The sequence below is a fragment of the Mechercharimyces mesophilus genome (assembly GCF_059818345.1).
This window is the reverse complement of the sequence record NZ_JCBAPH010000006.1, coordinates 38,091-63,451: the sequence shown is the minus strand read 5'-3', so window position 1 is coordinate 63,451 and position 25,361 is coordinate 38,091. Positions and strand designations below refer to the sequence as shown.

Below are 25,361 nucleotides of genomic sequence, written 5' to 3'. Positions count from 1 at the left end.
CTTGATACATATCCAAGAGAAAATTATATCATAGCAATGGGTTCCTGGCTAGGCTGGGCCTGGGCGAGCCATGGAAGAAAAAAAGAATGAACCTTCTGTTCGAGAGGATTTCCATCCCTTACAATAGAATAGAAGAGAAATCTCTTTTTGAAATATGTTTTTCTTCATTTTTTGAAAGAAATAAGGATGTGAGTCTGTGCTGAAAAAACGAAAATGGTGGGTCATTAGTGGATTGGTGTTTTTCGTGCTGGGTATCAGTATCTTTTCCTATGCGTGGGTTCTTGTATCCACTTATGAGGATCAAGCCATGCCGAAGGAAAAAAAAGAAGTGGCCATCGTGCTCGGTGCGGCCCTGTGGGAGGGAAAGCCTAGCCCTGCTTTACAAGAGCGGTTACTGATGGCGGCTGAGCTTTACCAAGGGGGGCAAGCCGATCGGTTACTTCTCTCAGGTGGACTAGGAGATGATGGGATTTCTGAGGCGGAAGGGATGAAAAACTACCTTGTGGATATAGGGGTGGACGAAGCGGATCTGATCCTAGAGGAAGAAGCCACAAGTACCGAAGAAAATTTAAAGAATGCGAAAAGGCTGATGGAGAAGGAGCAACTACAGTCTGCCTACTTGGTTACACATGATTATCATATGTACCGCGCGCTAAAATACGCGGACAACGCTCAGATTGATGCAAAAGCGGCTTCGGTTCATTCTCAGGTTTTGTGGATGGCTTATCACAAAACGAGGGAATCACTTGCCCTCATCAAAGGGGCGATCTTTGACTGGTAGAGAGGTTCCTTTGGTTAGACAAGGAGACAACATTGCATTAGGATGTCGAAGCTTTAATCACCCATAAGAAAAAGTGAATGAGACGAGTGAGAGGTACATAAAATGGGAAGGATTCGATATCTCATGGTAAGGGGGCACCCGTCAAGATGAGTCCGGTCCTGTCAGAACAAGAAGAGCGCACTTGGGGCATGCTATGCCATCTAAGTGCGCTCATCGGTTATTTGATCCTCCCGCTGGGTAATATCCTCGGTCCGCTGATTGTATGGTTGGTGAAGAAAGATCAATCCCCGTTTGTTGACAATCAAGGGAAAGAGTCGCTTAATTTTCAACTATCGATTACTATTTATCTCATTGTGGCCTCGGTGCTGATGCTGATCTTAATTGGGTTTATTCTCGTGCCGGTTGTCTATTTATTTGGCTTGATCTACCTAATTATCGCTTCGATTCAAACGATCGATGGGAAAAACTATCGCTATCCCTTAACGATTCGCTTCTTTTAGTTAACTTAAGGAGAATGACGGTCTAAGAACCAAGAGTGAGGTGGGGGAGGTTGCCCCTCCTCTTTTTTATATAGACTTTTATAAAAGTGACGACCTGTGGAATCGCAGTGGACTACTCTTTCTTTATCGTGAGCGGTCCAACCTCCATGGAAGTAAAAACAAGCGCTTCTTCAAAAGGGGATTTCTGATCGACGAAGCGATACTGAGGAGTGATTTCACCACTTTTCATATCGATGGGGGCTACAATCAAGGAATCACCATAATGATCAATCACCACATGTGGAGTAGGTTCTAGAGTGACGAGGTACTCCTGTTGACTTTGTGCGATAATCAGCCCACTGGAATAAGAAATAGCAACGACAATGAAGGAAAACAAAGCGAGTGCTGCTTTCACGCGATACGTATAAACAAGATGAAATAAGAGCCACGCTGTAAAGACATAAAAGAGATAAAGGCCGAGAAAAAAAGGAAGGCTCGACCACGATAGCGTAAAGTTCATCTTGGTCGCCAAGAGGAGTGCGATAGATGTAATCAAGAAGACCGGGAAGAGGTGTCTTCCGTATTTTTGCATGAAGGGGCTGTTGACAGCAAAAAAGAGAATAAGGAGACAGACCACCAAGATGGAAATCGATAAAATGATGGTGTTGATCCCAATATCAATATAAAGAGAGGGAATGCCGAAATAACCTTTGTAAGCGAGGTCGCTCAGGTAGGCGGAAAAATAGCCAAGTCCAGTAAGACCCGCTAATACAAGCCCATCCGAAAGCAGTTTGGTCAGGTTGTGAAGAAAAGGGGGAGCAGGTGGAGAGGGATGGGTTGTCGAGTGTGAGTGGCTTTTAGATCCGAGTAGCTTTGTTGTAAACATCGGTGATCCTCCAATTTCTTGCCTGATTGGTTCAGGAAAGATATTCATTCATTTCCATTCTACTAAAAAGAAGAGCACATCCCCAAGGGAGAGATTGTGCTTCTGGTTGTATTGACAATACAGAGGAATGAGTATATTCTAAAAACAAGCAAGCGCTTGTTTTTTTCGGAGGAAGCGGAGACACAAGATGACTATGAAAAGAAAGAGCCGACGCGATCAGATTATTGAGGTGGCAGGCCGTCTGTTTCACAGGCAAGGGTATGCTGGAACCACGATACGGGATATCGCAGAGGAAGCAGGAGTGTTGTCGGGAAGTTTGTATGCACATATTCGTTCGAAAGAAGACCTATTATTTGAAATTACGGATCGAGGGGCAGACGCATTTTTGATGGCACTAACACCTATCGTTTACGGAAGTGGCTCGGCTGAAGAAAAGTTGCGTCAGTCATTGGTGGCTCATGCTCACGTGATTGCGGATCACTTGGAGGCAGCCACTGTTTATTTTCATGAATGGAAAGCGCTTTCATTAAAACGGCGCGAACAAATTCAACGGAAACGAGATGAATATGAATCGCTCTGGTCTCGTATGATCGTGGAAGGGATGGAGAGCGGGGAGTTTCGTCAGTTAGATGAGAAGTATGTCCGTCTCTTGTTGTTGTCTATTGCAAACTGGCTCTATGCATGGTATCGACCCGATGGTGATTCTCCTCCAGAGGAGATTGCGGATCGATACGTGGAGATTTTGCTACAAGGACTTTCCCCAACCAAAGGGAGGTGAGTGGGAGAATGACGATCAGGGAGGAAGAAATAAGTGAACAGGAGCTAGCCGAGCGCACGGCTCGATTTCGCAAGCGGATTGATGAGGGAGATCTTATTGAAGCAGGGGATTGGATGCCGGATGAGTATCGGAAGCTACTGCTCAAATTGATTCATATGCATGGCGTTAGTGAGATTATGGGGGTGTATCCAGAGAAGGAGTGGGTACCGAAAGCACCCACATTACGGCGGAAGTTGGCACTGATGGCGAAGGTGCAAGATGAGATGGGTCATGGTCAGTTGTTATTACGAGTGGCAGAAGATTTGGCGGCCCCACTCGGGAAAACGAGAGAGCAGATGGTAGCAGATATCTACCTCGGGAAAGTAAAATTTCATAATGTCTTTCACATGAAGACGTACACCTGGGCGGATGCAGGGGTGATTGGCTGGCTAGTGGATGGAGCTGCTATTATCAATCAAGTCTCTCTGTTGGAAACCTCTTATGCTCCCTATGCGCGTATCCTTAAACGGATCTGTGCAGAAGAGAGTTTTCACATGCAACATGGAGAAAGTGTTATTCTGGCGCTTGCTGGGGGAAGCCAAGCACAGCGTAGCATGTTACAGGAAGCAGTCGATAGATGGTGGGAACCGCTCTTGTTCTTCTTTGGTCCACGGGAAGTAACGAAAGCAGCGCAACGCATGCTGGATTATCGCATTCGGCTACAAACAAATGAGGAATTACGGCAACAGTTTTTGGATAAGTATATTCCGAGAATGCGTTCTCTCGGATTAACCGTACCTGATCCCACCTTACGCTATGATGAGGAGAGCAAGCAGTGGATTTATCAGGACCCTGATTGGCAATATCATCAAGAGATGGTGGTGAAGAATCAAGGTCCGATGTCACAAGAGCGTATTGCCTTACGAAAAGAAGCACACGCCGGTCAGCAGTGGGTACGCGAGGCACTGCTTCGTTCAGAAAGTAAACGGACGTTGGTGTGAGGGGAGAGAGACGAATGGATGCTACATCACAGGATTCCTACCCAATTTATGAGGTTTTTATTCAGAAAACACACAAAGATGCGCATTTTCATGTTGGGAGTGTGAAAGCCCCTTCAACGGATTTGGCAGTGCAAGTAGCGAGGGAGAATTTTCTTAGGCGAGAGGAAGCCATCGATTTGTGGGTTGTGCCGCGAACAGCCATCGCGTATCGGCCTCCTGAGAAGGATTTTCTGACACGGACATTTGATCGTAGCTACCGTGAAGTACGCGGGTATGCAGAGAATGGACGGTTGTGGCGGAAATACCGTGAGCATCCCCTGCCTGTTATCGAAAAGGAGGAACGAGAGGAGCAACGGAAAGGGAGAGAGGGGGGAGCGATGTGAGAATGGAAAGAGCAATAGAAGCACGGAAAAACCCTTCTTATTGCCAAGCAGTAACCACGCTGTTGTTTCAATTGGCCGACGATAAGTTATGCCTCGGACATCGCGACTCCGAATGGCTAGGGCTGGCGCCGGATATTGAAGGGGATGTGGCGTTTGCTTCCATCTCACAAGATGAGGTGGGGCATGCTACCTGTTACTATGAGTTGTTGCATGAATTGGGGGAGCCTTTGCCCGATGAATTGGTCTTTAAGCGGAAACCCTCTAACTGGCGCAATGCCGTCTTGTTGGAAAGAGTGAATGGAGACTGGGCACATACGGTGGTTCGTCACCTCTTTTTCAGCATATTTGATGATATTTGTTTGGACGTATTGCAAGCCAGTAGTTATCGTCCGTTGGCACAAGCGACGCAAAAAATGAAGCGTGAAGAATATTATCATCTCCTTCATTTCACTCTATTGTTTACGCGGCTCGCCCAGGCGGGAGGAGAAGCGAAGAAACGGCTGACGGAAGCCATTACGGTTTTGTGGCCGGAAGTGACGGGAATGCTTTCACTCGGAACAAAGGATCAGGAGATGATCCAATGGGGGATTATCCCGATTGATTCAGAAGAGATAGAGCTTAAGTGGATAGAGCGACTTCAACCCTTGTTTGAAGAAGCCGAACTAGCATGGCCCGGTCCTCTCCCTAAGGGTGGTTGTAAAGGCCGAGAAGGCGAACATACAGAAGAATTAACCTCCCTCATCGCTACGATGACCGAGGTGTATCAGCAAGATCCCGTCGCCGAGTGGTAAGGAGGTGAGGAGAGAAGAAAAGGAGGGATCGCCATCTCAGAAGCAGAAGCTTTTATGTGGAAGGCACTGGAGGATGTGAAAGATCCAGAAATTCCGACGGTGAGTGTGGTGGAGTTGGGCATAGTGGAGCGTGTAGAAGTAGATGGTCCACTTGTTCATGTTTATCTGATTCCAACTTTTGTGGGATGTCCAGCGTTGGAGATGATCCGTGCACAGGTGAAAGAGCGGCTATTGATGGAGCAGCAGGTAGAGGAAGTGAATGTGACGTTTTTGCGGGAACCTGTGTGGACGACGGAGCGTCTGACAGCTACAGGAAAAGAAAAATTGAAAGATTTCGGTATTTCTTCGCCCCAAACGAAACTGGAAACAGGCGTCGTTCCACCCCCACCTCCCTGTCCTTATTGTGGAGAGGAGAAGGGAGAGGTGGAAAACTTGTTTGGTCCTACAGCGTGTCGCTCCCTTTATTATTGTACGCACTGTAAGCAACCATTCGAGGCGATGAAGCCAGTCTAGGATGAGAGGCAGGATAAAGAAGTAGGGATAAAGGGGATTTTCATCTTTTCACTTTATAATACAAAGGAGAATGAATTATGCATAAATTGGTAGCGATCTACAAACAACCGGAGGATGTCTCGTCGTTTGATCAACACTATTTTGAAAAGCATGCTCCTCTGGCGAAGGAGATGCCAGGCTTAAAGAAGATTGAAGTAACACGCTTTACGGGTACCCCGATGGGAGAGGAAGCACCGTACTATTTACAAGCGGATATGTACTTTTCCGATCAAGGGAGCTTACAAGAGGCAATGAAGTCAGAGCAAGGGCGAGCAGCAGCCAAAGATGTGATGGGATTTGCCGGTCGATTGGTCACGATGATGGTAGGTGAAGTGGTGACGGATGAGGGTTCGGCGTGACGGGACCAGCCCAAATAGCAGTGATTGGGGCGGGAACGATGGGAAGCGGGATTGCGGAATGTTTTGCCCGTGCCGGTTGTTTCGTCCAACTTTATGATGTAAGCGAGGAGCAGAGACAGCAAGCACTCGCACGATTGGCAGATCGCCTGGAGAAAAGGGTGGAAAAAGGGCGGATCACTTCAGCTCAGAAAGAAGAATGGCTGGGCCGTATTCATCCTCTAGCAGCATTATCGCAACTGGGTCAAGTAGAGCTGGTCGTTGAAGCGGTTGTGGAGGACATCAAGGTCAAACAGCAGGTTTTTACACAGCTAGATGATATCGTGCCGGTAGAGGCCATTTTGGCGACCAATACGTCCTCCTTTTCTGTGACTGTGATTGCGGAGGGGACTCGTTTCCCCGAGAGAGTACTCGGTCTTCATTTCTTTAATCCGGCCCCTGTGATGCCCCTGGTGGAAGTGGTAAAAGGGATGAAGACAGGAGAAGCATCAGTAGAGCAAGCCATTCAATGGATGCGAGAGATAGGGAAAGAACCGGTCGAAGTGGATGATTCACCCGGTTTTCTGGTCAATCGGTTAGCCCGGTCCTTTCATACTGAAGCGTACCGCTTGGTAGGGGATTCGGTAGCAAGCAAGGAGCAGGTGGATGAACTGCTTCAAGCAGGGGGCTTTCCCATGGGGCCTTTTGTTTTACAAGACTTGATTGGTATCGATACCAATTATGCAGCATCACTCTCCATATTTGAACAGTTTTACTTTGATGCGCGTTACCGTCCCCATCCTTTACAACGCCTCCTAGTGGAAAGTGGACAACTGGGAAGGAAGAGCAAAAGGGGGCATTATCAGTATGAAAGATAGAGTGTGGCTGGTTGGTCAGGGTCCCCTCACAGAAGAACTGTATTCCTTTCTAAGGAGGCATGAATACCAGTTCGTGACGGAGGAGATAGGGAAAATACAAGATATTCAAGTTGCCGCGGTGATTGATGTGCGCAGCGGTACGGTGGAAGAGAAGAAAGCGGTACTGGCACAGATCGAACATTCTGTCTCTCCATCGGTGCCCATTTTCTCATCGGTCTTACATGTTTCTGCTACGCGGATCGCTTCTTGGATGAAGTATCCCGAACGGGTATATGGTTTTTCTCCTTTTTTGTTAAACGAGAAGCAGATGATGGAGGTTAGCCAACCGATGCAGGCAGGGGGTCAATGGGAGGAGGGTCTTTCTTTTTGGAAGGATCTTGGGATGGAAGTGGAGATTGTTGGCGATGAACCCGGATTGGTCTTTCCGCGTACCTTGGCGATGCTAGTTAATGAAGCAGCGATTGTTCTAAATGAAGGAATCTCAACCAGAGAAGATATCGATCGTGCGATGCGTCTGGGAATGAATTTGCCTTATGGTCCATTGGCATGGGCGGATCGGATCGGAGTGGATCAGGTGGTCTGGGTACTAACAGGGCTGATGGAAGAGTTGGGTGATGATCGCTACCGCCCATGCTCCTTACTAAAAAGAATGGTGTATGCGGGTCGAACGGGAGTAGAGGCTGGCCGAGGGTTTTATCCTTATAAAGATAAAAAAGAGGGGGAGCAACATGCGTGAAGCGGTGATTGTGGATGCTGTACGTACCCCCATTGGTCGGTATCGGGGCAACTTACGTTTGACTCGTTCCGATGATTTGGCCGCGCATGTCCTGCATGCCTTGATCAAGCGGAATCCTTCTCTTCCTCTTCATCAAGTGGAGGATGTGATTCTAGGATGTACCAACCAGGCAGGAGAAGACAATCGCAATGTGGCACGCATGGCGGCCCTGTTGGCTGGGTTTCCGAAGGAAGTGGCGGGGGTAACGGTCAATCGCTTGTGTGGCTCAGGATTGGAAGCGGTTCATCATGCCATGTCTTCTCTGGCGATGGGCTGTGGAGATATCTTTATCGCCGGTGGAACGGAGAGCATGACGCGTGCCCCGTGGGTCATGTTAAAACCAGAAGTGGCCCATCCCCGTGGAGAGCAGACCATGGTGGACACCACCTTGGGTTGGCGTTTTGTCAATCGAAAACTGGCGGCGATGTATCCCCCCTATTCGATGGGAGAGACTGCGGAGAAGGTAGCAGAAGCGTACGGAATCACTCGCTCGGATCAGGATGCTTTTGCACTACAAAGTCAGAAGCGAGCTGCGCGGGCATGGGAAGAGGGTCGATTTCAAGAAGAAGTCGTCCCATTGACTGTGCCCCAAGCGAAGAAGGAATGGATCGATTTTACGCAAGATGAACATATCCGCCCCTCCACTACGATAGAAGCCCTGGCGAAGCTAAAGCCTGCTTTCCGCGAAGGGGGAACAGTAACCGCTGGTAACTCTTCGGGTCTGAATGATGGGGCATCTGCTCTCCTTATCATGGATCGAACGGTGGCAGAAACACTTGGGTTCAAACCCATGGCACGTCTTGTGTCCTATGCGGTGGCAGGTACCGATCCAAGTTTGATGGGGACAGGACCCATCCATGCTACGCGTAAGCTAATGGAACGCACGGGCATAAAAAGTTCAGACCTCGATGTAATCGAATGCAACGAAGCTTTTGCAGCACAGACGTTGGCGGTGATGCGGGAGTTGGATTGGGATGAGGAGAAAGTAAATGTGAATGGGGGCGCCATTGCGCTCGGGCATCCGCTTGGTGCAAGTGGCGCGCGTATTTTAACCACGCTGGTGCATGAACTGAAGCGGAGGCAAGGACGTTTTGGCCTAGCGACAATGTGTATTGGTGTCGGACAAGGAATTGCGACATTAATTGAAAGAGTAGATTGAGATGAGGGATTTATGAGGCGATTCCTCGATAATCGAGCTATTCGATGATCTTGAAAAAGGAGAGATTGAAATGTTAAAAAGTTCCGTAGTGAAAGAAAAGTATGCGCTGTTTATTAATGGAGAGCAAGTGGAAGGTTCAACTGGAGAAACGTTCCTTACTTATAACCCGGCCACAGGAAAACCCCTTGCGGAGGTGGCGAAAGCCACACGAGAAGATGTGGATCAAGCGGTAAAATCGGCACGTGGTGCACTAGAGGCAGGAAAATGGGCGAAATGGCCTGCTTCGCGGCGTGGACAAATTCTTCATCGGATTGCAGCCATTATGCAGGAGCGGTTTTCAGAGTTATGTGAGTTGGAAGTGCTTAATAGCGGGAAGGCATTATCAGCGGCTCAAGGGCAAGTGAAGCAAGCCATTGATGACTTTGAGTTGTATGCAGGTGCCGTTCATACCATATCTGGTCAAACGAAGCCCGTTCCCAATGGATTTTTCCATTACTCGAAGAAAGAGCCTGTCGGTGTGTGCGCACAGATAATCCCTTGGAACTACCCTCTCATGATGGCAGCGTGGAAGGTGGCACCGGCGTTAGCGGCAGGCTGTACGATTGTGTTAAAGCCGGCCAGTCTGACCCCGCTTACGGCCTATATGTTAGCTGATATCTGTAAGGAAGCGGGTGTTCCCGATGGTGTTGTGAACGTTATAACCGGTAGTGGAGCGGATATAGGGGCCTACTTAACGGAGCATCCAGGGGTAGATAAAGTAGCGTTCACCGGCGAAACCAATACAGGAAAAAATATTATGAAAAATGCATCTGAATCGTTAAAGCGTGTCACACTGGAGCTGGGTGGGAAATCTCCCAATCTTGTATTTGCTGATGCGGACTTGGAAGCAGCTGTCGATGGTGCGCTCTTTGGTATTTTTTATAATACAGGTCAGTCGTGTGAAGCGCGCTCTCGTTTGTTTATACATGAGTCGATTTATGAGTCCTTTGTCGAGCGGTTTGTAGAGAAGACGAAGAAGCTTACCCTGGGCGATCCACTGGAAAAGACGACTCATGTAGGCGCGATTATCTCCGCTGCACAGTGCGATACGATCGATTCGTATGTTCAGTCAGCCAAAGAAGAGGGAGCGCGCATTTTGTGTGGGGGGAAACGACCGGAAGGAGAGGCCTTTGCAGAAGGGCATTGGTATGAGCCCACGGTGATCGTCGATGGACATAACCAGATGAAAGCGGCACAAGAAGAGATTTTCGGTCCTGTGGTGATGATCATGAAGTTTCGTGATGAGCAGGAAGCGATCCAATTGGCGAACGAAACAAAGTATGGCTTGGCAGCGGCTGTATGGACGCAAGATTTTGCCCGTGCTCATCGGGTCACTGAGCAATTAAAAGCGGGTGTTATCATGGTTAACACACCTTTCTCCGCGATGCCAGGATTGCCTTTTGGTGGCTACAAGCAATCCGGCTTTGGACGAGAATTGGCGATTGAGTCGCTGGACTTGTATAGTGAAACGAAGAGCGTTCTCTCCTATGTGGGACCCAAGCCAATCAACCCATTTGGAGTGTAAGTCAAGTTGTATCGCTATGACTTCTAGGACCATGAGCGAGGAGGAAGTCCGATTGAAACCAGGATTGGAACCAGGGATACGAAAACAAATGAGCATAATCGTAACAGAGGATATGGTGGCTTCCTTCGGTGGAAAGCAGGTTCATCCGGCCCTATCTACTGTTACCATGGTGTATTACATGGAGTGGGTGGGGCGCGAAGTGATTCTTCCTTATCTTGAAGATCATGAAGAAGGAATAGGTGCCAAGATTGATGTCGTGCATCATGCACCCGCTCCGGTGGGAAAGCGAGTCACTTTTGTAGCGGAAGCCATCGAGGTATCGCCTCGTCGTGTGGTATGTACGGTAGAGGCAAAGCACGATCGTGCATTGGTCGGGACTGCTCGTTTTACTCAGGGGATCTTACCTAAAACGGAGATCGAGGCAAAAATGAAAGAAATGGAGTCCTAAGCCATCAGTTTATTAATAAATAACCACCGAGGTGGATACATGGCATTGTCCTTACGCCATTATTCGCTTCGGTGGCTTTTTCGCTTGTTCGAAAACGACAGTGGATAAGAAATGCTTTATTGCTTGGGAAGTCTTATCTCATTCAGTTTTTCCTTTGTCGTAGGGGTTCCTAGCTCATATATTCTTTGATATAGCCCCTGTAATGCATAGTCGTAGTCCTCATCTTCTTTTGACGAGGGACCAGGGATGAGATAAGGAGCGTGGGATTTAATAAAGCCATCAAAATCTTCTTTGGCCGTTCGTTCAAATAAGGATTCCAAATCATTTAATTCATCCTGAGTGGCTTCGATTTCAAAATCATAAAATGCATCGTTGTTGTCTGGGTTCTCCCGAATCTCTACCGGAGCTTCCCCTGAATGAAAAGAGACATAATAGGTTTTTTTATCCATTATTTCATCTTCCACCTTTTATCTTCTTATTTGATCAATCTTTCTGCCCTTATTTACTCATGAAGATATCCCTTATTTCCTTCTAAAGGTAGTATCTAGAATCCTATAGAGAAGGATGCAATCCCCCGTTTAGCTTAGCCTAAACCGTTTTTTCCATACATTATGATCTTGACATCAACGCCTACGGGTAATAGGGTGGAGATAGCAAAAGAGGAGAGGGTAAGCGCGTTTTGTAAGTACTCTTCTCCGAAAATTAGCAAAGACTAATGGAAGAAGGGAAAAGACTTGACAGCGACCTTGTATGATGTCGCTGTGCGTGCCGGTGTTTCTGTCTCCATTGTTGCAAGGGTGATCTATCAGAGCAAAAACGTGGAATCAGACATTCAGCATCGAGTACAGCAAGCGATGGAAGAGTTGAAATTTAAGCCCGAGTTGTTTTATCAACGTAGACATAATCAGCAAGCTGTAACCTTAGCGCTTATTATCCCTGACCTTGAGAATCCTTTTTTTTCAAAATTAGCACGAGTGGTGGAAGAGGCAGCTCGCCAACGAGGATATACGGTTTTCATCTGCGTCTCCGATGACCGTGCTGATCGGGAAAAAATCTATATTGATACGTTGCAGAAAAATGTGATCGATGGAATCATTTTAGCTTCGAATACGTTGGGACCGGAAGATTTGTATGAGATGAAGTTGAATGATATTCCGCTGGTTATTCTGGATCGGAAGGATCACATTCGAGATCATGATATCTGCACGGTCCTATCCAATAATCGCAAGGGAGCAAAGAAGGCAGTCCAACACCTATTGGATATTGGAAGTCAAGCGATCGGTCATATAGCAGGACCCGAGACGATTCTCCCTGCAAAAGAGAGGCAACAGGCTTATTGTGAGATGATTTCTGATCACCGCATTGTAACGGGAGATCTCACACTAGCTGGAGGAATGAGAGCCGTACATACGATGTTAGAGAAATACCCTATGATTGATGGCTTGTTTGTCGCAAACGATTGGATGGCGATCGGTGTGCTGAAGATGTTGAAGAAGTTAGGAAAGCGAGTACCGGAAGATATAGCGGTTTGCGGGTTTGATGGAATAGACTTGGGGATTATGGTGGAACCTTCTCTAACAACCGTAGCACAACCTATTGAAGAAATGGGGCAAGTGGCGGTTACGATTTTGATCCAAAAGATTGAGGGGAGAGACTTTGCTTCCTCTTATACCTACGAATTGGAAGGGAACTTGGTTGTGCGCGAATCGACCTGATGTGGAAAGGATGGAGTAGAATCAGCAGCTTAAAATCCTACTAGGAAGTTTCATATGGGTATTGGGACTTCGGAGTGGCAGCGAAGGCAAGTGGGGTAGAGAGGATTCTACAAGTGGTTTATTCTCGTTCGATCTGGACTTGAGCCAGCTCGAACGTTTCAATTTGTAAAGATAAATTATTTCGTCTTTTATATTTAGCTTGACGAGAAGAGAGAGATCGTAGTATATTAGTAATTGTCAGCGCGAGAACAACACCATGCGCAGGTAGCACCGAGCTTAGGTTATAAGCTATCGACAAGCTGAATATAGCAAGCCGAAGTGGCGGAATTGGCAGACGCGCACGACTCAAAATCGTGTTCCCTCGGGAGTGTGGGTTCGAGTCCCACCTTCGGTACCATAGGATAAAGAGAGTGGAGTTCACATAGGTGAGCTTTGCTCTCTTTTTTTACTGTGGAATATGAATGTATAGAAAAACCGCACGGTTTGTGCCACACGCCCCCGGAAGTAAGCAGACCGCGTGGGAGTATAAAAAAAGAACCGAGACTCTCTATGAAAGTCTCGGTTCTTTCGTGAAAGGAATTTAGGGATAGATGTCTACCATAAAAAGAATAGAGGTGTGAGGGCGAGGATGGTGAAGAAAGGAACGAAGAATGCGGCGGCGAGCCACCAAACTTGTTGCGTTTGTGGTTGTTCTAAATCCGTGCTTGTACCGAGAGCGGTTTTCGCCTCTGTTTTGTAACTGGAGCGACTGGATGCCCATCCAGGACAGCCACATTGCACAGGGGTTACATGAATGCCACATTCGGTGACCTGATCAATGACTCCGTATACTTCCCGACCATCATTTAATTGTAAGCATACGGGCTTTCCAACGTACTGATTGCACATCCCGACAATTCCAGGCGAACAACTCATATGCTTTAAACCTCCCATAGTTGGAGATAACGATTGACTCTGTCTATCTTATGGATTTGGTGTATAGTTTGTTAGGGATAACCGTGTAAGGGTATGAAAATTCAACAATGGCGGAGGAAGGAGAGGATGAAAAGTGACTTGTCGAAGATGCAAATATCTATGATTAAAGCTTTGACTCCTCTTCGTGAGTGAAATGATCAACGGTGATGCCAGGGAATTTTACACGAAGGGTGACTGTTTCTTTGCCATAAGGGGGATTGTGTGGACCCATAAAAGTCGTTACTTGTACCTTTACAATATACACATTCTCAAACGTTTCATCGGATGCAATACTTACTACTTTTTCTGAATCAAATAGTCTTGATTCACCGTAATACCCAGCTATCGCATTATAGATAGCAGGACTTAAAGCTTCGATCAAAGCCCTTTCTTGTAAATCCTGTTGATATGTACGCGAATCGTGACTAGATTCAGCGAATCCAGAGGAAGGGGTTATCAACCAGAAAATTAGACTGAGCAATAGTACCGTTTTTTTCATAAAACCAGCCCTTTCTATAATTGGCTTCACTTCCATAATTTTTTACATATAAGCGGATGACCATTCTCAGATAGCATGTACCTTCAGAAAGCAAAATGGAGACGAAGAAAGTTGCCTCTCTTCGTCTGACTAAGCCCTGCCCTTGCTATTGTATATGCGGTTGGTGGTGAAGAGGATTGTACGAATGTCACGTAGGTGAAATGCCCGTGTCGGTTCGTGTAAGATGCAAGGTAGATGTGAAAGAGTGAATACGTCACTCCTAGCAATGAATCCAGTCGAAAGAATCTGCCTTGGGAAAGGCAACGAGCAAGTGGTAGAAAACTTTTTTCGTATAAAATAAAAAAAACCGTTGACTTTGTATAGCAGTCTGTCATATAATAAATCTTGTCGGCGAGAGAGACAAACACGAAACACCGACAGACACAAGCTTTTCATAACGGGACGTGGCTCAGCTTGGTAGAGCACCTGGTTTGGGACCAGGGGGTCGCAGGTTCGAATCCTGTCGTCCCGACCACACAGGACAAGCCTTTGAGGGCTTGTTTTTTTATTTTCCGTCAAAATTACAAACGAATTGCAAACATAAATGTATGGAGATGCTCTCACCTATCAATAAAAATGCAAAAAATCAGTTTTTATCTCTTTTACTTGGGGATTACAGAGACAAGTCTGCTAGTGTCATACGGATAGCAAGGTGACCTACCCTTCGTGAATCAGTCGGTAGCGAATGAAGAAATTTTGTAATTCTGCTTGCACTCCGGTTGGATGTTGCATCATAGGATACTACATCATCGTTCAATCCAATGGAGGGATATGGGATGAGGAGTGTACGGAAGGCGGGGTTGCAGTTCGAGGTGTGTGAAGGGTATGGAAGGGCAAGCGATGCTTTTGTTGCAGAAGGCCAAGGGATAGAGTATACGTTTCTGCCAGAGGGAGTACGGCTTACACTGAATGGATGGGATGAGTTGATCTTGCGCTTTGTGGATGCGTGTGAAGGATGTGTTCCTAAGGGGTTAGAACAAAACGGTCAAGGATATAAACGTGTCATCTACGAAGGTGTATGGCAGGGAATTGATGTGGTGTTTTTTGGCGAAGAAGAGCAATTGAAGTATGATGTGATGATTCAGCCTGGTGCGATGAACGAACGGATCAAACTCCATTATGAAGGAGCCAAGCACATTCGAATTGATGGGGGAGGAGATCTGCTCATCCAAACAGGGAAAGGGGTCTTGCGTGAGAAAAAACCGGTTAGCTATCAAGTGATTGATACAGAGGAAAAAACCATTCCGACCTCCTTTTACCTGTACCCAAATAAAAACATTGGCTTTCAATTAGAGGAAGAAGTAGATCCTACACTTCCTTTGCGAATTGATCCCGTGGTCTTTTATTCGACCTACCTAGGCGGCTCCGACTCAGATGAAGGAAGTTCCATTGCTGTGGATGTGAAGGGGAACGCATACGTTACAGGTATAGCGTTTTCAACGAACTTTCCAACAACCTCAGGCGCCTTTCAAACGACCTTTAGGAGCCTGGAGGAGGATGCATTTGTTACGAAGATCAATGATGATGGCAGCGCCTTGATCTATTCTTCCTATCTTGGAGGATTTGGGGATGATGAGGGGGAAGGAATTGCCGTAGACTCCATTGGTCATGCTTACGTCACTGGAGATACGGACTCTACTAACTTCCCGATAACATCAGGTGCTTTTCAAACGATCCAACGGGGTTCAAACAGTATTTTTGTGACGAAGTTTAGTCAGAATGGGAGCTCGCTCGTGTACTCGACTTATGTTGGCGGAAGTAGGATTCATACTGCTGGTGGGATTGCCTTAGATTTAGTTAATCATGCTTACATTACTGGGAGGACGACATCGACAAACTTTCCAGTAACTTCAGATGCCTTTCAGACAATGTCTGCAAGCATTAGCAATGGATTTGTAACAAAATTGAACGTATTGGGAACCGGGTTAGTATATTCTACCTTTTTAGGTGGGAGTGGCTCAGTAAATTCTGCTGTGGGTATTACTGTTGATAAACAAGGAAATGCGTATGTAACCGGAACTACAAATTCTACGGATTTCCCTGTTACTTCAGGTGCTTTCCAAACGACCTCAGCTGGCAATTCCAAGGGATTTTTGACGAAGTTTAATGCGTTCGGATCATCTCTTCTTTTTTCGAGCTATTTTGGAGGTGCTGTTGGGACAGCTGGGATTGATATTGCTATTGATGGTAAAAATCATGCCTACGTCACGGGGGTCACCTCTTCGACAAACTTTCCAGTAACCAATAATGCTTTTCAAACGGTTAACCCCGGAGGATCGAGTAGTGCATTTGTCACCAAGTTCAACAAGGGGGGGAATAAGTTAATCTATTCAACCTATCTTGGTGGAAGTAGGACAGACTTAGGGATAGGAATTGCCGTTGATGCGTTTGGCTTGGCTTGGGTGGCAGGGCTGACCAGTTCCAACGATTTTCCTGTTACTTCCGATGCGTTTCAAGATAGTGGTGCTGGTGCCTTTGTCGCACAGGTGAGTTTTTCCGGACAAGGGTTGCCCTTCTCTTCTTATTTGGGTGGAAGAACTTCCGAGAGTGTAGGTACGGTAGTAGTTGATGCTCTAGGAAGGGCTTATATTACAGGGGGCACTACCTCTACGGATTTTCCGACCACCTTTGCAGCATTTCAGTCACAAGGCGGAGGAGGTACGGATGCCTTTATCACGAAGGTAGGGCAACTATCCTCTGTTGGGGCAACGGGTCCGGCGGGCGCTACGGGTCCGGCTGGTGTCACAGGGCCTAGAGGCCCGAGAGGACGGCGTGGGCCTAGAGGACCGAGAGGATTGAGAGGAGCGAGTGGAGGCGAGTTTGGCGGGTAGAGCATGCATAGGAGGGAGAGAGGTGAGAAGCAGTTGAACCTTGAAGATACCAAGCGAATCCATATAGCGGGTTCTTGCATCTAAGGAAACAGGAGACACTCTCGAGTCGAGGGTGTTTTGTTTATGCATGGGGAGGAGGGAGATCTTATAGTCCCATTTGAAAAGAGGAGAAGTAGCAGGAGAGCAAGGCATATCAGCGAGGTGTTTCGATCGGTGGCAAGCAAGAAAGTGGTGTGAACCAGCTAGAGCCCATAACCAAGATAGACAGTAAGTCATAGGATAGAGCATCTGAGTCATCTTATGGAGGGATATGGAGTGAAGAAAGTGAAGGAAGTGAAAGAAGCTGGATCACATAGGTTAAGGTTTCGATTAAGGGAAGCTGGTGGAACGGAGAAGAAGGCTTGCGTCACAGAAGGTGAGGGAATCCAGTATACATTTTTGCCTAAGGGGATCCAGTTTACGCTCGATGGATCGACAGAGTTGTTCTTGCGGTTTGTCGATGCGTATGAGGGAGTATTACCTCAGAGAGTCGATTCGGAGAAAGACGGTGAACAGATTATCTACGCGGCAGTCTGGCAAGGAATCGATGTGCTCTTCTACGGACAGGGAAAACAGTTGAAATACGATGTCGTGGTTCATCCGGGGGCGAAGGTTGAGGATATCCGTTTGCGGTATGAAGGGGGAAGGGGTCTTTCAATTAATGAACGAGGCGACTTGTTTGTCTATACGACGTCAGGCGTTCTCTGCGAAAAAAAGCCTGTTAGCTATCAATGGACAAAGAAAGGGAAGAGAGTGGTTCCGACTCATTTTAAGAGAAACGAAGATGGCTCCATTGGGTTTACCATCGAGAATGAAAAGTACGATTCCTCTCACCCAGTAGTTATTGATCCGGTTGTACTCTATTCTACCTACCTCGGAGGGTCTCAACAAGAACAGGGGCGAGGCATTGCTGTTGATTCTGAGAGGAATGCCTATGTAACGGGACGGACGGGTTCGACTGATTTTCCCGTGACAACAGGAGCCTTCCAATCGGTGTTCACAGGTGCGAGTGATGTGTTTGTATCGAAGCTGAACGAAACCGGTCGATCGTTACTTTACTCTACCTTCATCGGAGGGGATGCTATTGATCAAGGAAACTCCATTGCTGTAGATGCTATAGGAAACGCTTATGTGACAGGTCAGACATTTTCTACGAATTATCCCACAACAGCAGGGTCTTTCCAACCCAGTTTGGGAGGAGGATCAGATGCATTCGTGACGAAGTTGGATACGACGGGTGGCTTGCTTTTGTATTCGACTTACTTGGGTGGGAATGCAACTGATGCTGGGAACAGTATCATGCTGGATGGAACGAACAATGCGTATGTGACAGGGAGGACACTTTCTACTAACTTTCCAACCACTCCAGGTGCCTTTCAGACGACATTGAGCGGGATAGTTAGTGCTTTTATAACAAAGGTGAATCCAGCAGGATTCTCCTTGGTTTACTCCACCTATTTAGGAGGGAGTAGTGCAGATGTAGGAAATGGAATTGTACTCAATGCAAGTAATCAAGCATTTGTGGTTGGTACTACCAGCTCAACCGATTTTCCTACGACGTCAAGTGCTTTCCAGACCCTTAATGAAGGAATTCAAGATGCATTCATCACAAGGCTGAATGCTGTAGGGTCCTCCCTAATCTACTCGACTTACTTGGGTGGAAATGATTCAGAATTTGGTAATTCCATTGATATAGATGGTGACAATTACGCCTATGTAACAGGAGCTACCTCTTCGACGAACTTCCCTATTACCAATAATGCCTTTCAAACCTTCTTAAATGTAGGCCAAGATGGATTTGTTACCAAGTTTAATCCGATGGGTAGCAATCTGGTGTACTCGACGTATTTGGGAGGAAGTTCTACTGAAGAAGCGAATGGAATTGCGGTTACTTCTTTCGGAGAGGCATGGGTAACGGGACTAACAACCTCTACTAACTTCCCTGTTACATCGGATGCGTTCCAAGACAGTTTTGCGGGTGTAAGAGATGTCTTTGTAACGCAGATAAGTTTTTCGGGTCAAGGAATCTCTTTTTCCTCCTATTTAGGAGGAACTCTTGCCGATACTGGATTGGGTACTGCGGTTGATAATCGAGGAAATGCCTACTTCATAGGGGCAACAGGATCGACGGATTTCCCTTTGACGTCTGGAGCCTTCCAAAGTCAATATGGTGGTGGAAATCTGGACGCTTTTGTGACAAAGATAGGAGAGCAGGTAGGTGTGACCGGCCCGACGGGTCCCACAGGGGCGACTGGTTCGGTCGGGGCTACAGGGTCACAAGGTTTACGAGGCCCAAGAGGACGGCGTGGGCCCAGAGGCCCGAGAGGTCCTCGAGGAACAAGTGGAGGCGAGTTTGGCGGGTAGAGCATGCATAGGAGGGAGAGAGGTGAGAGGCTGAAGGAGTGACCATGTCCAATTTATTTGGATAGGAGGTCGCTCTTTCTCATTTCTGTTGTTTGCAAAAGGTGCTCGCGTATAAACGTAGCGACTCCGTGATTGTCGTTGCTACAGACGATATGATCGGCGGATTGCTGTACCTCGGGGTGAGCGTTAGCGACCGCTGCGGATTTTCCGGCTTGCTCGATCATGGGTAGATCATTAAAGTGATCGCCGATGACCGCCGTCTGTTCTTGCTTGAGATGTAGTTGTTTTGCAATTATTTTAAGCCCTTCTCCTTTGGAGACACCAAGGGGGAGAATCTCAAAATAATGAGTAGACGACTGCACAAATTGTACAGGAAGCGATAGGGACAAAGACCAACGGTGAAGAAGTTGCATCTGTGTGGTATCCGCAATCACCACAATTTTAACCCAAGACAATTGGGGTAAGTGATCGAAAGAAGGGAGCATTTCCAAGAGGTAATCTTCTTTCTCCATTATCTTTTGCGTCAAGGTGCCAATGCGGGTCGCGTAAGCGGTATCGGTGGTGTAGACAAGGCAATCAATATCTGTAATTTGCTCCAATTCCTTCAGAGCCGATGTTACCGTCATATGAGAAAGGGTAGCGAGTGGCTCTAATTTTTGTGTAATGGGATCGTAGATGACGGCACCGTTACATAAGATAGATGGCAGATTTAAGGAAAGTTCTTCAATATAGCGCTTGGCTTCTGGAAAACTGCGTCCTGTAGCCAACGTGAAGTGGCCATTTGCTTGACGATAACGTTGAATTTCTTTTCTATTTTCAGCGGACACGTGCTTCTGACTGGAGAGTAACGTGCCATCGATATCGGAGATAAACAAGGAGTATGGTAACATAAGGGTTCATCCTTTCAGGTGGGTATCGATCCTTTCTAACGAAGAGAAGATAGGGAAGTTAAATGTTAACTAGAAATAATATCATAGTGTTAAGAAAGAGACAAAAGAAAGATATGGAGATAAGCACGCGAGTTTTGCTTAGAGGTAGAGAAAAATAGAGGTGAGAACGCATGGATTTGTCAGCGATAGAAGAGGCTTATCAGGGATGCAGGCGGTGTGGGCTTCATGAACAGCGGACCCAGATGGTGTGGGGTGAGGGGAACCCCCATTCACCGCTCCTATTTGTTGGAGAAGGGCCAGGTGAGAGGGAGGATCAATCGGGTCGCCCCTTTGTGGGACGGGCGGGACAGCTATTGGATAAAATGCTGCTAGCGGCCTCCATTCACCGCTCCGATATTTACATCACCAATATCGTGAAGTGCCGTCCTCCACAGAATCGAACACCAGAAACGACAGAGGTGGAGGCTTGTCTTCCCATCTTGCGGGCCCAATTTGTGGCTCTTCGCCCACGGATTATCGTCACATTAGGGTCGACGCCAACGCGTGCTTTAATCGACCCCAGTGCGCGCATCACACGTTTGCGCGGTCACTGGATCGAGCGGAAAGGAGTATGGTTTTTGCCAACCTACCATCCAGCTTACTTATTACGTAATCCGGAGCGAAAGCGAGATGCGTGGGAAGATCTACAAAAAATCCGTGATGCGTATCAGTCGTTGGTAGCGGGCTTGTCAAATCAGGAAGAAAGTTGATGCTACCTGATTCTCTAAATGAGCCGAGCATGGGTTTGAACGAGGTTGATTTTGGAAAGGTTGAATGGCTAGCTGCATATCGTCATGTAATCTGTTTCGTGGATACGACTTCCCCGCCATTTACTTGTATGAACAGAGAGGCTATTTCTTCTAAGGTCGTTGCAAGAGGGATAGAGGTACTTCCGTCACAATGAAAAAGGACCTGGAGGCAAGAGGTGGTCTCCTTGGTAACCTGACTTCCTTTGCCGTCGACATAAGGACTGCCAAATGGTTTTTGAGCATCCTTGAGGATGATCTTATCTTTAAGAGAAATCTCTCGACCGTTTAATCCTAGATAATGATCTTCTTCCGAGCCGATGGTGCAGGTGATGGGAGCTGTGAGGTGAGATAGATCGTAAATCCCAGAGGGCAACAGATAGCGAAGCGAGAAAAAATTATTGGCATCGACCGCGCTATTAATAAAAGAAAGAGAATCTCCTTTTAAAACCCGTCGCAATAATGCTTCTGCAGACGGTCGATAGCGAGAAGGTGAACTGCCTGCCTGTTTGAACGCGGAACGCATCTGTTGGATGGGAGGAACCTCCCCAAGGGTGCTTGTATCGTATTCCAAGCGCAGATGTTCCTCAAACAGATGCATGCGGTCCTGAAACATGTGGGAAGAGTCCGCTATCTTGCATCCTTGATAATGAATGAACCCCAGTTGGAAACGGGGTATTTGCTCTTTCAGTTTTGGATCAAGGGTGATCAATTTGCGACACACCTTTCATTCGAGCTAACATAAGAGAAGAATGAATGGTTTCTCTTTTACCGAAACCTTCCTTTAGTATAGCATGCTAAACCTTGGAATACATAGGAGGAGAAAAATCAGATGTTGGAACAAACCCTTATGCGCATTGATGGGAAAGGATACAAAGCTTATAAGGACATTCAAGGGAAATACTCTTTTCCATCCTATACGCTGTTTATTGATTATGTACAAGGTGATCCTTTCGCTGCTCCTTCCCGGATTCGGGTGCGTATGGCACAAGAGAAGGCGCAGTATGAACAGGATACCTTTTCTTCACCACACCGCCGTGTGGCTTTAGAGGATTTGATTTTGCGTCACTGTAGCAAGGTTGTTAAAAAATATGCCTTTCGTGCCCATGGAACGGGGAAAAGTGGCATGATTTCTGTGGATACTCCCGGTCAGGAAATGTTGCCACGTACTGCCGTCGTGGTAACGGATTCGTATGTGGAGCTAAGAATGACCATCGGTTTGCCGGCGCAAGGGCGGAAAGTGCTAGGGAAGAAAGCGCGACAGATGTTGTGTGAAGATCTGCCGCGCTTGGTAGAAGAGGCTCTGCCTGCGGCGCGTATCGGTGAGCGTGCACTGAAGGAGCGCATGCAGTTAGTGGATAACCAAGTGGCTGTACGCCGCTATGTAGCGGAACAGAATGGAGTGGCCTTCATTCAAGATGGCGCCATTCTACCACGGGCAAGCGGGATTAGCGATCGTCCACTAACCAACGGCGAAGTGATTCCCTTTGTCTCCCCTACTTCGATGCGGGTAAGTGTGGATGTGCCCCACGGCGCTCCTCTAACCGGAATGTTGATCCAGCGTGGAATTACCCTGATTGTAGGTGGAGGATACCATGGGAAGAGTACACTCTTACAAGCGTTAGAGAGGGGAGTGTATAATCATATTGAAGGCGATGGTCGCCAATATGTCATCACCGATGAACAGGCGCTCAAAGTACGAGCAGAAGACGGACGGCAAGTAGAAAAAGTGAACATCTCTCCGTTCATTAATAACCTTCCTCTCGGAAGAGAGACGAAGCGCTTTTCCTCAGAAGATGCGAGCGGTAGTACCTCGCAGGCAACCAATATAATAGAAGGGTTGGAAGTGGGAGCGACCACACTTTTAATCGATGAAGATACAAGTGCTACCAACTTTATGATTCGTGACGGGCGCATGCAGGAGCTGGTTGCGAAAGGGAAAGAGCCGATCACTCCCTTTATCGATAAGGTGCGTCAACTGTTTGATGAAAAAGGAGTTTCCAGCTTGTTGGTTCTGGGAGGTTCAGGGGACTACTTCGAAGTGGCAGATCGTATTATAATGATGGATGAATACCGTCCTCATGATGTGACGGAAAAAGCCAAAGCGATTGCCCAAACACACACCCATGACCGCAAGCGGGAAGGAGGAGACACTTTTGGTGAAGTGAGCGCGCGAGCAGCCTTACCGCAAAGCTTTGATGCGCAGCGAGGCAAGAAGGAAAAGGTGGATGCCAAAGGGGTTCACCACATCCTTTATGGAAGCTCCGACCTTGATTTATCTGCATTGGAGCAACTTGTAGATAGCAGTCAGACACGAGCGATCGCCGATGGCCTGCGATTAATCAAAAAATATGCAGATGGAAAGGCAACCCTAAACGACTTACTGGATCGGTTGTATCATGTGATTGAGGAACAGGGTTTGGATGCGATTTCGCCGTATAATGGCAAACACCCAGGAGATCTTGCGCTTCCACGCAAGCTAGAACTGGCGGGAGCAATTAATCGCTTGCGTTCGTTACAGGTACGTTAAAAGGAGGCGGCAGACCAACGTGAAAGAAGTTATTGTTTACACAGATGGAGCATGCTCAGGGAACCCCGGACCGGGAGGTTGGGCAGCTGTAATGCTCTATGAGGAGATGCGAAAAGAGATCTCAGGTGGAGAATATGAAACGACCAATAATCGGATGGAGCTGATGGCGGCGATTGAGGCACTTGCTTGTCTCAAGGTCCCTTGTAGTGTGCAGTTACATACCGATAGTGCTTATTTGGTGAATGCTTTTCAACAAAAATGGATTGAGAATTGGCAACGTAACGGTTGGGTGACGAAAGGGAAGAAAAAGCCAGTAGAGAATAAAGACTTATGGCAACACTTGCTTTCCTTGATGGAGACGCACCAGGTTGAATTTATTAAGGTGAAAGGGCATAGTGATAATGAATTAAACAACCGTTGTGATGAGTTGGCGCGGGCAGCGGTTCCTCGATAAGCAAAAAAAGATCGAGGAATATAAAGTGGAAAGAACTTTTTATTGGAAATGGAGAAGAAAAGGTTTACTCCAAGGAAAGCCATGTTATAATCAGAAGTTACAAGAAAGCATTTTGGTCACTTAGAAGAGTCGTTTAAGAAGAAATAGGAAAAAGAGAGGAGGGATAGACATGGATGCTTTCGCCCTAAAAACAGCCTTGCAAACCTACGCGAAAGAGATTGGAATCGACCAAATTGGGTTTGCTGCAGCCGATCCATTCGTTGAGTTAAGAGAACGCTTGGAACAGCATCGGGAACTTGGGTATGAGTCTGGTTTTGAAGAGCCGGACCTAGAGAAACGGACGGATCCGAGCAAAATTGTACCGGAAGCAAAGTCGATTGTGGCGATTGCTTTGGCCTATCCCTCCAAAATCCCCCATCCGCCTAAGTCGACACCAGAGTATTATCGCGGAATGTTTGCGCGGGCTTCCTGGGGAGTCGATTATCACCATGTCTTGCGCGACAAATTAGAAAGGCTGAAGAGCAAATTGCTGGAGTGGGTACCGACGGCGACAGTAGAAGTGATGGTGGATACGGGAGCGCTCTCCGATCGCGCTGTGGCAGAGCGAGCGGGTATCGGTTGGAGTGGAAAGAACACCTCTATTCTCTCTCCGGAATTGGGTTCATGGATCTATCTCGGCGAGATGGTGACCGATGTTTACGTGCCACCCGATCAACCGATCACGGAAAGCTGTGGCGATTGTACGGCTTGTATGGATGCTTGTCCGACGGGAGCACTGGTTCAGCCAGGGCAACTGAATGCACAAACCTGTATTGCCTTTTTGACGCAGACGAAAGGCTTTTTAGCAGAGGAATATCGAGACAAACTAGGCAACCGCTTGTATGGTTGTGATACCTGTCAGGTAGTTTGTCCCGTCAATCGAAAAGTGAATTTCACCCATCAAACAGACTTTAGACCGGAGCCTGAAGAGGTCAAACCTTTATTAAAGGGATTATTGAAAATGAGCAATCGGGAGTTTCGCGAACGCTTTGGTCCGATGGCGGGTTCCTGGCGTGGCAAAAAGCCGATTCAACGAAATGCGATTATTGCTTTGGCTCATTTTCGTGATGATTCTGCTGTGCCCTTGTTAGCGCAACTTTTACAAGAAGATCCTCGTCCAGTAATCCGGGGAACGAGTGCATGGGCTTTGGGTAAAATCGGGGGAGAAGAGGCGCGGCAAGCATTGCTTCAAGGAAAAGATGAGGAAACAGATGAAGAAGTACGTCGAGAGCTGGAGCAAGCGATTAACCGTTTGGCAGAAGGAGCGACAGGGAAGCGATCGCGAACCCTTTGCTGACGCCGGTTACTGTTTATTTATAAATGAATCTAAGCCCCACTACGATAAGTGGGCTTTGCCAATCAGGTGAGTGAAATCTCCATCGGATATCCCGAGGTTTCAGCATGAACGGAAGCGAGTTTCCTTTAGAGAATAG

General features: G+C 47.2%; 26 protein-coding genes and 2 tRNA genes. 22 read left to right on the top strand and 6 right to left on the bottom strand.

Features of this window, described 5'->3' with window-relative positions; translation table 11 throughout:
- Positions 1-196 precede the first annotated feature (196 nt).
- Positions 197-781 carry a YdcF family protein gene (locus AC6RGY_RS14200; RefSeq protein ID WP_499864019.1) on the top strand — a complete coding sequence of 195 codons (585 nt, stop codon included), beginning with the start codon at positions 197-199 and terminating at the stop codon, positions 779-781.
- A gap of 146 nt (positions 782-927) precedes the next feature.
- Positions 928-1,281 (top strand): DUF4870 domain-containing protein, encoded by a 354-nt coding sequence (locus tag AC6RGY_RS14195; RefSeq protein WP_499864016.1) that lies wholly within the window; start codon positions 928-930, stop codon positions 1,279-1,281.
- Positions 1,282-1,393: 112 nt separating this feature from the next.
- Here the strand turns inward: AC6RGY_RS14195 and AC6RGY_RS14190 are convergent, their stop codons facing one another.
- The gene (locus AC6RGY_RS14190; protein WP_499864014.1) at positions 1,394-2,146 is read right to left on the bottom strand and encodes a hypothetical protein; all 753 of its coding nucleotides are present in this window, start codon (positions 2,144-2,146) and stop codon (positions 1,394-1,396) included.
- A 187-nt stretch (positions 2,147-2,333) separates the two neighbouring features.
- Between AC6RGY_RS14190 and AC6RGY_RS14185 the strand changes: the two genes are divergently transcribed.
- The 11 genes from AC6RGY_RS14185 to AC6RGY_RS14135 all read left to right on the top strand — a co-directional run bounded on the left by AC6RGY_RS14185 (position 2,334) and on the right by AC6RGY_RS14135 (position 10,789).
- Positions 2,334-2,924, top strand: coding sequence for a TetR-type transcription factor C-terminal domain-containing protein (locus AC6RGY_RS14185; protein WP_499864011.1), 591 nt, complete (start codon positions 2,334-2,336; stop codon positions 2,922-2,924).
- Between the two features lie 8 nt (positions 2,925-2,932).
- Complete coding sequence (gene paaA / locus AC6RGY_RS14180; RefSeq protein ID WP_499864009.1) at positions 2,933-3,904, top strand: 1,2-phenylacetyl-CoA epoxidase subunit PaaA; 972 nt, start codon at positions 2,933-2,935, stop codon at positions 3,902-3,904.
- 14 nt (positions 3,905-3,918) lie between these two features.
- Positions 3,919-4,287: a phenylacetic acid degradation protein gene (locus tag AC6RGY_RS14175; RefSeq protein ID WP_499864006.1), complete on the top strand. Its 369-nt coding sequence runs from the start codon at positions 3,919-3,921 to the stop codon at positions 4,285-4,287.
- A 2-nt stretch (positions 4,288-4,289) separates the two neighbouring features.
- Positions 4,290-5,078, top strand: a complete 789-nt coding sequence (gene paaC, locus AC6RGY_RS14170) for a 1,2-phenylacetyl-CoA epoxidase subunit PaaC (protein WP_499864315.1) — start codon at positions 4,290-4,292, stop codon at positions 5,076-5,078.
- 54 nt (positions 5,079-5,132) lie between these two features.
- A complete protein-coding gene (paaD, locus tag AC6RGY_RS14165) occupies positions 5,133-5,591 on the top strand; it encodes a 1,2-phenylacetyl-CoA epoxidase subunit PaaD (protein WP_499864003.1) in 459 nt (152 codons plus the stop codon).
- Positions 5,592-5,668: 77 nt separating this feature from the next.
- Complete coding sequence (locus AC6RGY_RS14160; RefSeq protein WP_499864002.1) at positions 5,669-5,989, top strand: EthD family reductase; 321 nt, start codon at positions 5,669-5,671, stop codon at positions 5,987-5,989.
- Positions 5,986-6,843, top strand: a complete 858-nt coding sequence (locus AC6RGY_RS14155; protein WP_499864001.1) for a 3-hydroxyacyl-CoA dehydrogenase family protein — start codon at positions 5,986-5,988, stop codon at positions 6,841-6,843. The genes AC6RGY_RS14160 and AC6RGY_RS14155 overlap by 4 nt, the downstream gene beginning before the upstream one ends.
- Positions 6,833-7,579, top strand: a complete 747-nt coding sequence (locus AC6RGY_RS14150) for a 3-hydroxyacyl-CoA dehydrogenase family protein (RefSeq protein WP_499864000.1) — start codon at positions 6,833-6,835, stop codon at positions 7,577-7,579. Before AC6RGY_RS14155 ends, AC6RGY_RS14150 begins: the two co-directional genes overlap by 11 nt.
- On the top strand, positions 7,572-8,777 hold the full coding sequence (locus AC6RGY_RS14145; protein ID WP_499863998.1) for a thiolase family protein: 1,206 nt from the start codon (positions 7,572-7,574) through the stop codon (positions 8,775-8,777). Before AC6RGY_RS14150 ends, AC6RGY_RS14145 begins: the two co-directional genes overlap by 8 nt.
- Positions 8,778-8,847: 70 nt before the next feature.
- Positions 8,848-10,341: an aldehyde dehydrogenase family protein gene (locus tag AC6RGY_RS14140; protein WP_499863996.1), complete on the top strand. Its 1,494-nt coding sequence runs from the start codon at positions 8,848-8,850 to the stop codon at positions 10,339-10,341.
- A gap of 52 nt (positions 10,342-10,393) precedes the next feature.
- Positions 10,394-10,789, top strand: coding sequence for a thioesterase family protein (locus AC6RGY_RS14135; protein ID WP_499863994.1), 396 nt, complete (start codon positions 10,394-10,396; stop codon positions 10,787-10,789).
- Between the two features lie 116 nt (positions 10,790-10,905).
- On the opposite strand, the gene AC6RGY_RS14130 is transcribed toward AC6RGY_RS14135, so the two are convergent.
- The gene (locus AC6RGY_RS14130; protein ID WP_499863992.1) at positions 10,906-11,238 is read right to left on the bottom strand and encodes a hypothetical protein; all 333 of its coding nucleotides are present in this window, start codon (positions 11,236-11,238) and stop codon (positions 10,906-10,908) included.
- Positions 11,239-11,523: 285 nt separating this feature from the next.
- Here AC6RGY_RS14130 and AC6RGY_RS14125 point away from each other — a divergent pair, with 285 nt between their 5' ends.
- Positions 11,524-12,504 (top strand): LacI family DNA-binding transcriptional regulator, encoded by a 981-nt coding sequence (locus AC6RGY_RS14125; RefSeq protein WP_499863990.1) that lies wholly within the window; start codon positions 11,524-11,526, stop codon positions 12,502-12,504.
- 312 nt (positions 12,505-12,816) lie between these two features.
- A tRNA-Leu gene (locus AC6RGY_RS14120) sits at positions 12,817-12,901 on the top strand.
- A gap of 197 nt (positions 12,902-13,098) precedes the next feature.
- Here AC6RGY_RS14120 and AC6RGY_RS14115 read toward each other — a convergent pair.
- Together AC6RGY_RS14115 and AC6RGY_RS14110 are read right to left on the bottom strand one after the other, a co-directional pair.
- Positions 13,099-13,419, bottom strand: a complete 321-nt coding sequence (locus AC6RGY_RS14115) for a hypothetical protein (protein WP_499863988.1) — start codon at positions 13,417-13,419, stop codon at positions 13,099-13,101.
- Between the two features lie 163 nt (positions 13,420-13,582).
- Positions 13,583-13,957, bottom strand: a complete 375-nt coding sequence (locus tag AC6RGY_RS14110) for a DUF3888 domain-containing protein (protein WP_499863986.1) — start codon at positions 13,955-13,957, stop codon at positions 13,583-13,585.
- Positions 13,958-14,394: 437 nt separating this feature from the next.
- Between AC6RGY_RS14110 and AC6RGY_RS14105 the strand changes: the two genes are divergently transcribed.
- From AC6RGY_RS14105 to AC6RGY_RS14095, 3 genes are all read left to right on the top strand, one after another.
- A tRNA-Pro gene (locus AC6RGY_RS14105) sits at positions 14,395-14,471 on the top strand.
- Positions 14,472-14,772: 301 nt separating this feature from the next.
- The gene (locus AC6RGY_RS14100) at positions 14,773-16,827 is read left to right on the top strand and encodes an SBBP repeat-containing protein (protein ID WP_499863983.1); all 2,055 of its coding nucleotides are present in this window, start codon (positions 14,773-14,775) and stop codon (positions 16,825-16,827) included.
- Positions 16,828-17,142: 315 nt separating this feature from the next.
- A complete protein-coding gene (locus tag AC6RGY_RS14095; RefSeq protein WP_499863980.1) occupies positions 17,143-19,230 on the top strand; it encodes an SBBP repeat-containing protein in 2,088 nt (695 codons plus the stop codon).
- A gap of 53 nt (positions 19,231-19,283) precedes the next feature.
- On the opposite strand, the gene AC6RGY_RS14090 is transcribed toward AC6RGY_RS14095, so the two are convergent.
- Positions 19,284-20,120 (bottom strand): Cof-type HAD-IIB family hydrolase, encoded by an 837-nt coding sequence (locus tag AC6RGY_RS14090; protein WP_499863978.1) that lies wholly within the window; start codon positions 20,118-20,120, stop codon positions 19,284-19,286.
- 170 nt (positions 20,121-20,290) lie between these two features.
- Between AC6RGY_RS14090 and AC6RGY_RS14085 the strand changes: the two genes are divergently transcribed.
- Positions 20,291-20,869: a uracil-DNA glycosylase gene (locus AC6RGY_RS14085; RefSeq protein WP_499863976.1), complete on the top strand. Its 579-nt coding sequence runs from the start codon at positions 20,291-20,293 to the stop codon at positions 20,867-20,869.
- Between the two features lie 82 nt (positions 20,870-20,951).
- Here the strand turns inward: AC6RGY_RS14085 and AC6RGY_RS14080 are convergent, their stop codons facing one another.
- A complete protein-coding gene (locus tag AC6RGY_RS14080) occupies positions 20,952-21,617 on the bottom strand; it encodes a B3/B4 domain-containing protein (RefSeq protein WP_499863974.1) in 666 nt (221 codons plus the stop codon).
- 120 nt (positions 21,618-21,737) lie between these two features.
- Here AC6RGY_RS14080 and AC6RGY_RS14075 point away from each other — a divergent pair, with 120 nt between their 5' ends.
- The 3 genes from AC6RGY_RS14075 to queG all read left to right on the top strand — a co-directional run bounded on the left by AC6RGY_RS14075 (position 21,738) and on the right by queG (position 25,225).
- Complete coding sequence (locus tag AC6RGY_RS14075) at positions 21,738-23,435, top strand: ABC-ATPase domain-containing protein (RefSeq protein WP_499863973.1); 1,698 nt, start codon at positions 21,738-21,740, stop codon at positions 23,433-23,435.
- A gap of 19 nt (positions 23,436-23,454) precedes the next feature.
- Positions 23,455-23,889 (top strand): ribonuclease HI, encoded by a 435-nt coding sequence (rnhA, locus tag AC6RGY_RS14070; RefSeq protein WP_499863971.1) that lies wholly within the window; start codon positions 23,455-23,457, stop codon positions 23,887-23,889.
- Between the two features lie 169 nt (positions 23,890-24,058).
- On the top strand, positions 24,059-25,225 hold the full coding sequence (gene queG / locus AC6RGY_RS14065; protein WP_499863969.1) for a tRNA epoxyqueuosine(34) reductase QueG: 1,167 nt from the start codon (positions 24,059-24,061) through the stop codon (positions 25,223-25,225).
- Positions 25,226-25,361 lie beyond the last annotated feature (136 nt).

Coding starts and splice junctions, on each gene's coding strand:
- AC6RGY_RS14195 (WP_499864016.1), top strand. CDS start 928: ATGAGTCCGGTCCTGTCAGAACAAGAAGAGCGCACTTGGGGCATGCTA.
- AC6RGY_RS14190 (WP_499864014.1), bottom strand. CDS start 2,146: ATGTTTACAACAAAGCTACTCGGATCTAAAAGCCACTCACACTCGACA.
- AC6RGY_RS14185 (WP_499864011.1), top strand. CDS start 2,334: ATGACTATGAAAAGAAAGAGCCGACGCGATCAGATTATTGAGGTGGCA.
- paaA (WP_499864009.1), top strand. CDS start 2,933: ATGACGATCAGGGAGGAAGAAATAAGTGAACAGGAGCTAGCCGAGCGC.
- AC6RGY_RS14175 (WP_499864006.1), top strand. CDS start 3,919: ATGGATGCTACATCACAGGATTCCTACCCAATTTATGAGGTTTTTATT.
- paaC (WP_499864315.1), top strand. CDS start 4,290: ATGGAAAGAGCAATAGAAGCACGGAAAAACCCTTCTTATTGCCAAGCA.
- paaD (WP_499864003.1), top strand. CDS start 5,133: ATGTGGAAGGCACTGGAGGATGTGAAAGATCCAGAAATTCCGACGGTG.
- AC6RGY_RS14160 (WP_499864002.1), top strand. CDS start 5,669: ATGCATAAATTGGTAGCGATCTACAAACAACCGGAGGATGTCTCGTCG.
- AC6RGY_RS14150 (WP_499864000.1), top strand. CDS start 6,833: ATGAAAGATAGAGTGTGGCTGGTTGGTCAGGGTCCCCTCACAGAAGAA.
- AC6RGY_RS14145 (WP_499863998.1), top strand. CDS start 7,572: ATGCGTGAAGCGGTGATTGTGGATGCTGTACGTACCCCCATTGGTCGG.
- AC6RGY_RS14140 (WP_499863996.1), top strand. CDS start 8,848: ATGTTAAAAAGTTCCGTAGTGAAAGAAAAGTATGCGCTGTTTATTAAT.
- AC6RGY_RS14130 (WP_499863992.1), bottom strand. CDS start 11,238: ATGGATAAAAAAACCTATTATGTCTCTTTTCATTCAGGGGAAGCTCCG.
- AC6RGY_RS14115 (WP_499863988.1), bottom strand. CDS start 13,419: ATGAGTTGTTCGCCTGGAATTGTCGGGATGTGCAATCAGTACGTTGGA.
- AC6RGY_RS14110 (WP_499863986.1), bottom strand. CDS start 13,957: ATGAAAAAAACGGTACTATTGCTCAGTCTAATTTTCTGGTTGATAACC.
- AC6RGY_RS14100 (WP_499863983.1), top strand. CDS start 14,773: ATGAGGAGTGTACGGAAGGCGGGGTTGCAGTTCGAGGTGTGTGAAGGG.
- AC6RGY_RS14090 (WP_499863978.1), bottom strand. CDS start 20,120: ATGTTACCATACTCCTTGTTTATCTCCGATATCGATGGCACGTTACTC.
- AC6RGY_RS14085 (WP_499863976.1), top strand. CDS start 20,291: ATGGATTTGTCAGCGATAGAAGAGGCTTATCAGGGATGCAGGCGGTGT.
- AC6RGY_RS14075 (WP_499863973.1), top strand. CDS start 21,738: ATGTTGGAACAAACCCTTATGCGCATTGATGGGAAAGGATACAAAGCT.
- queG (WP_499863969.1), top strand. CDS start 24,059: ATGGATGCTTTCGCCCTAAAAACAGCCTTGCAAACCTACGCGAAAGAG.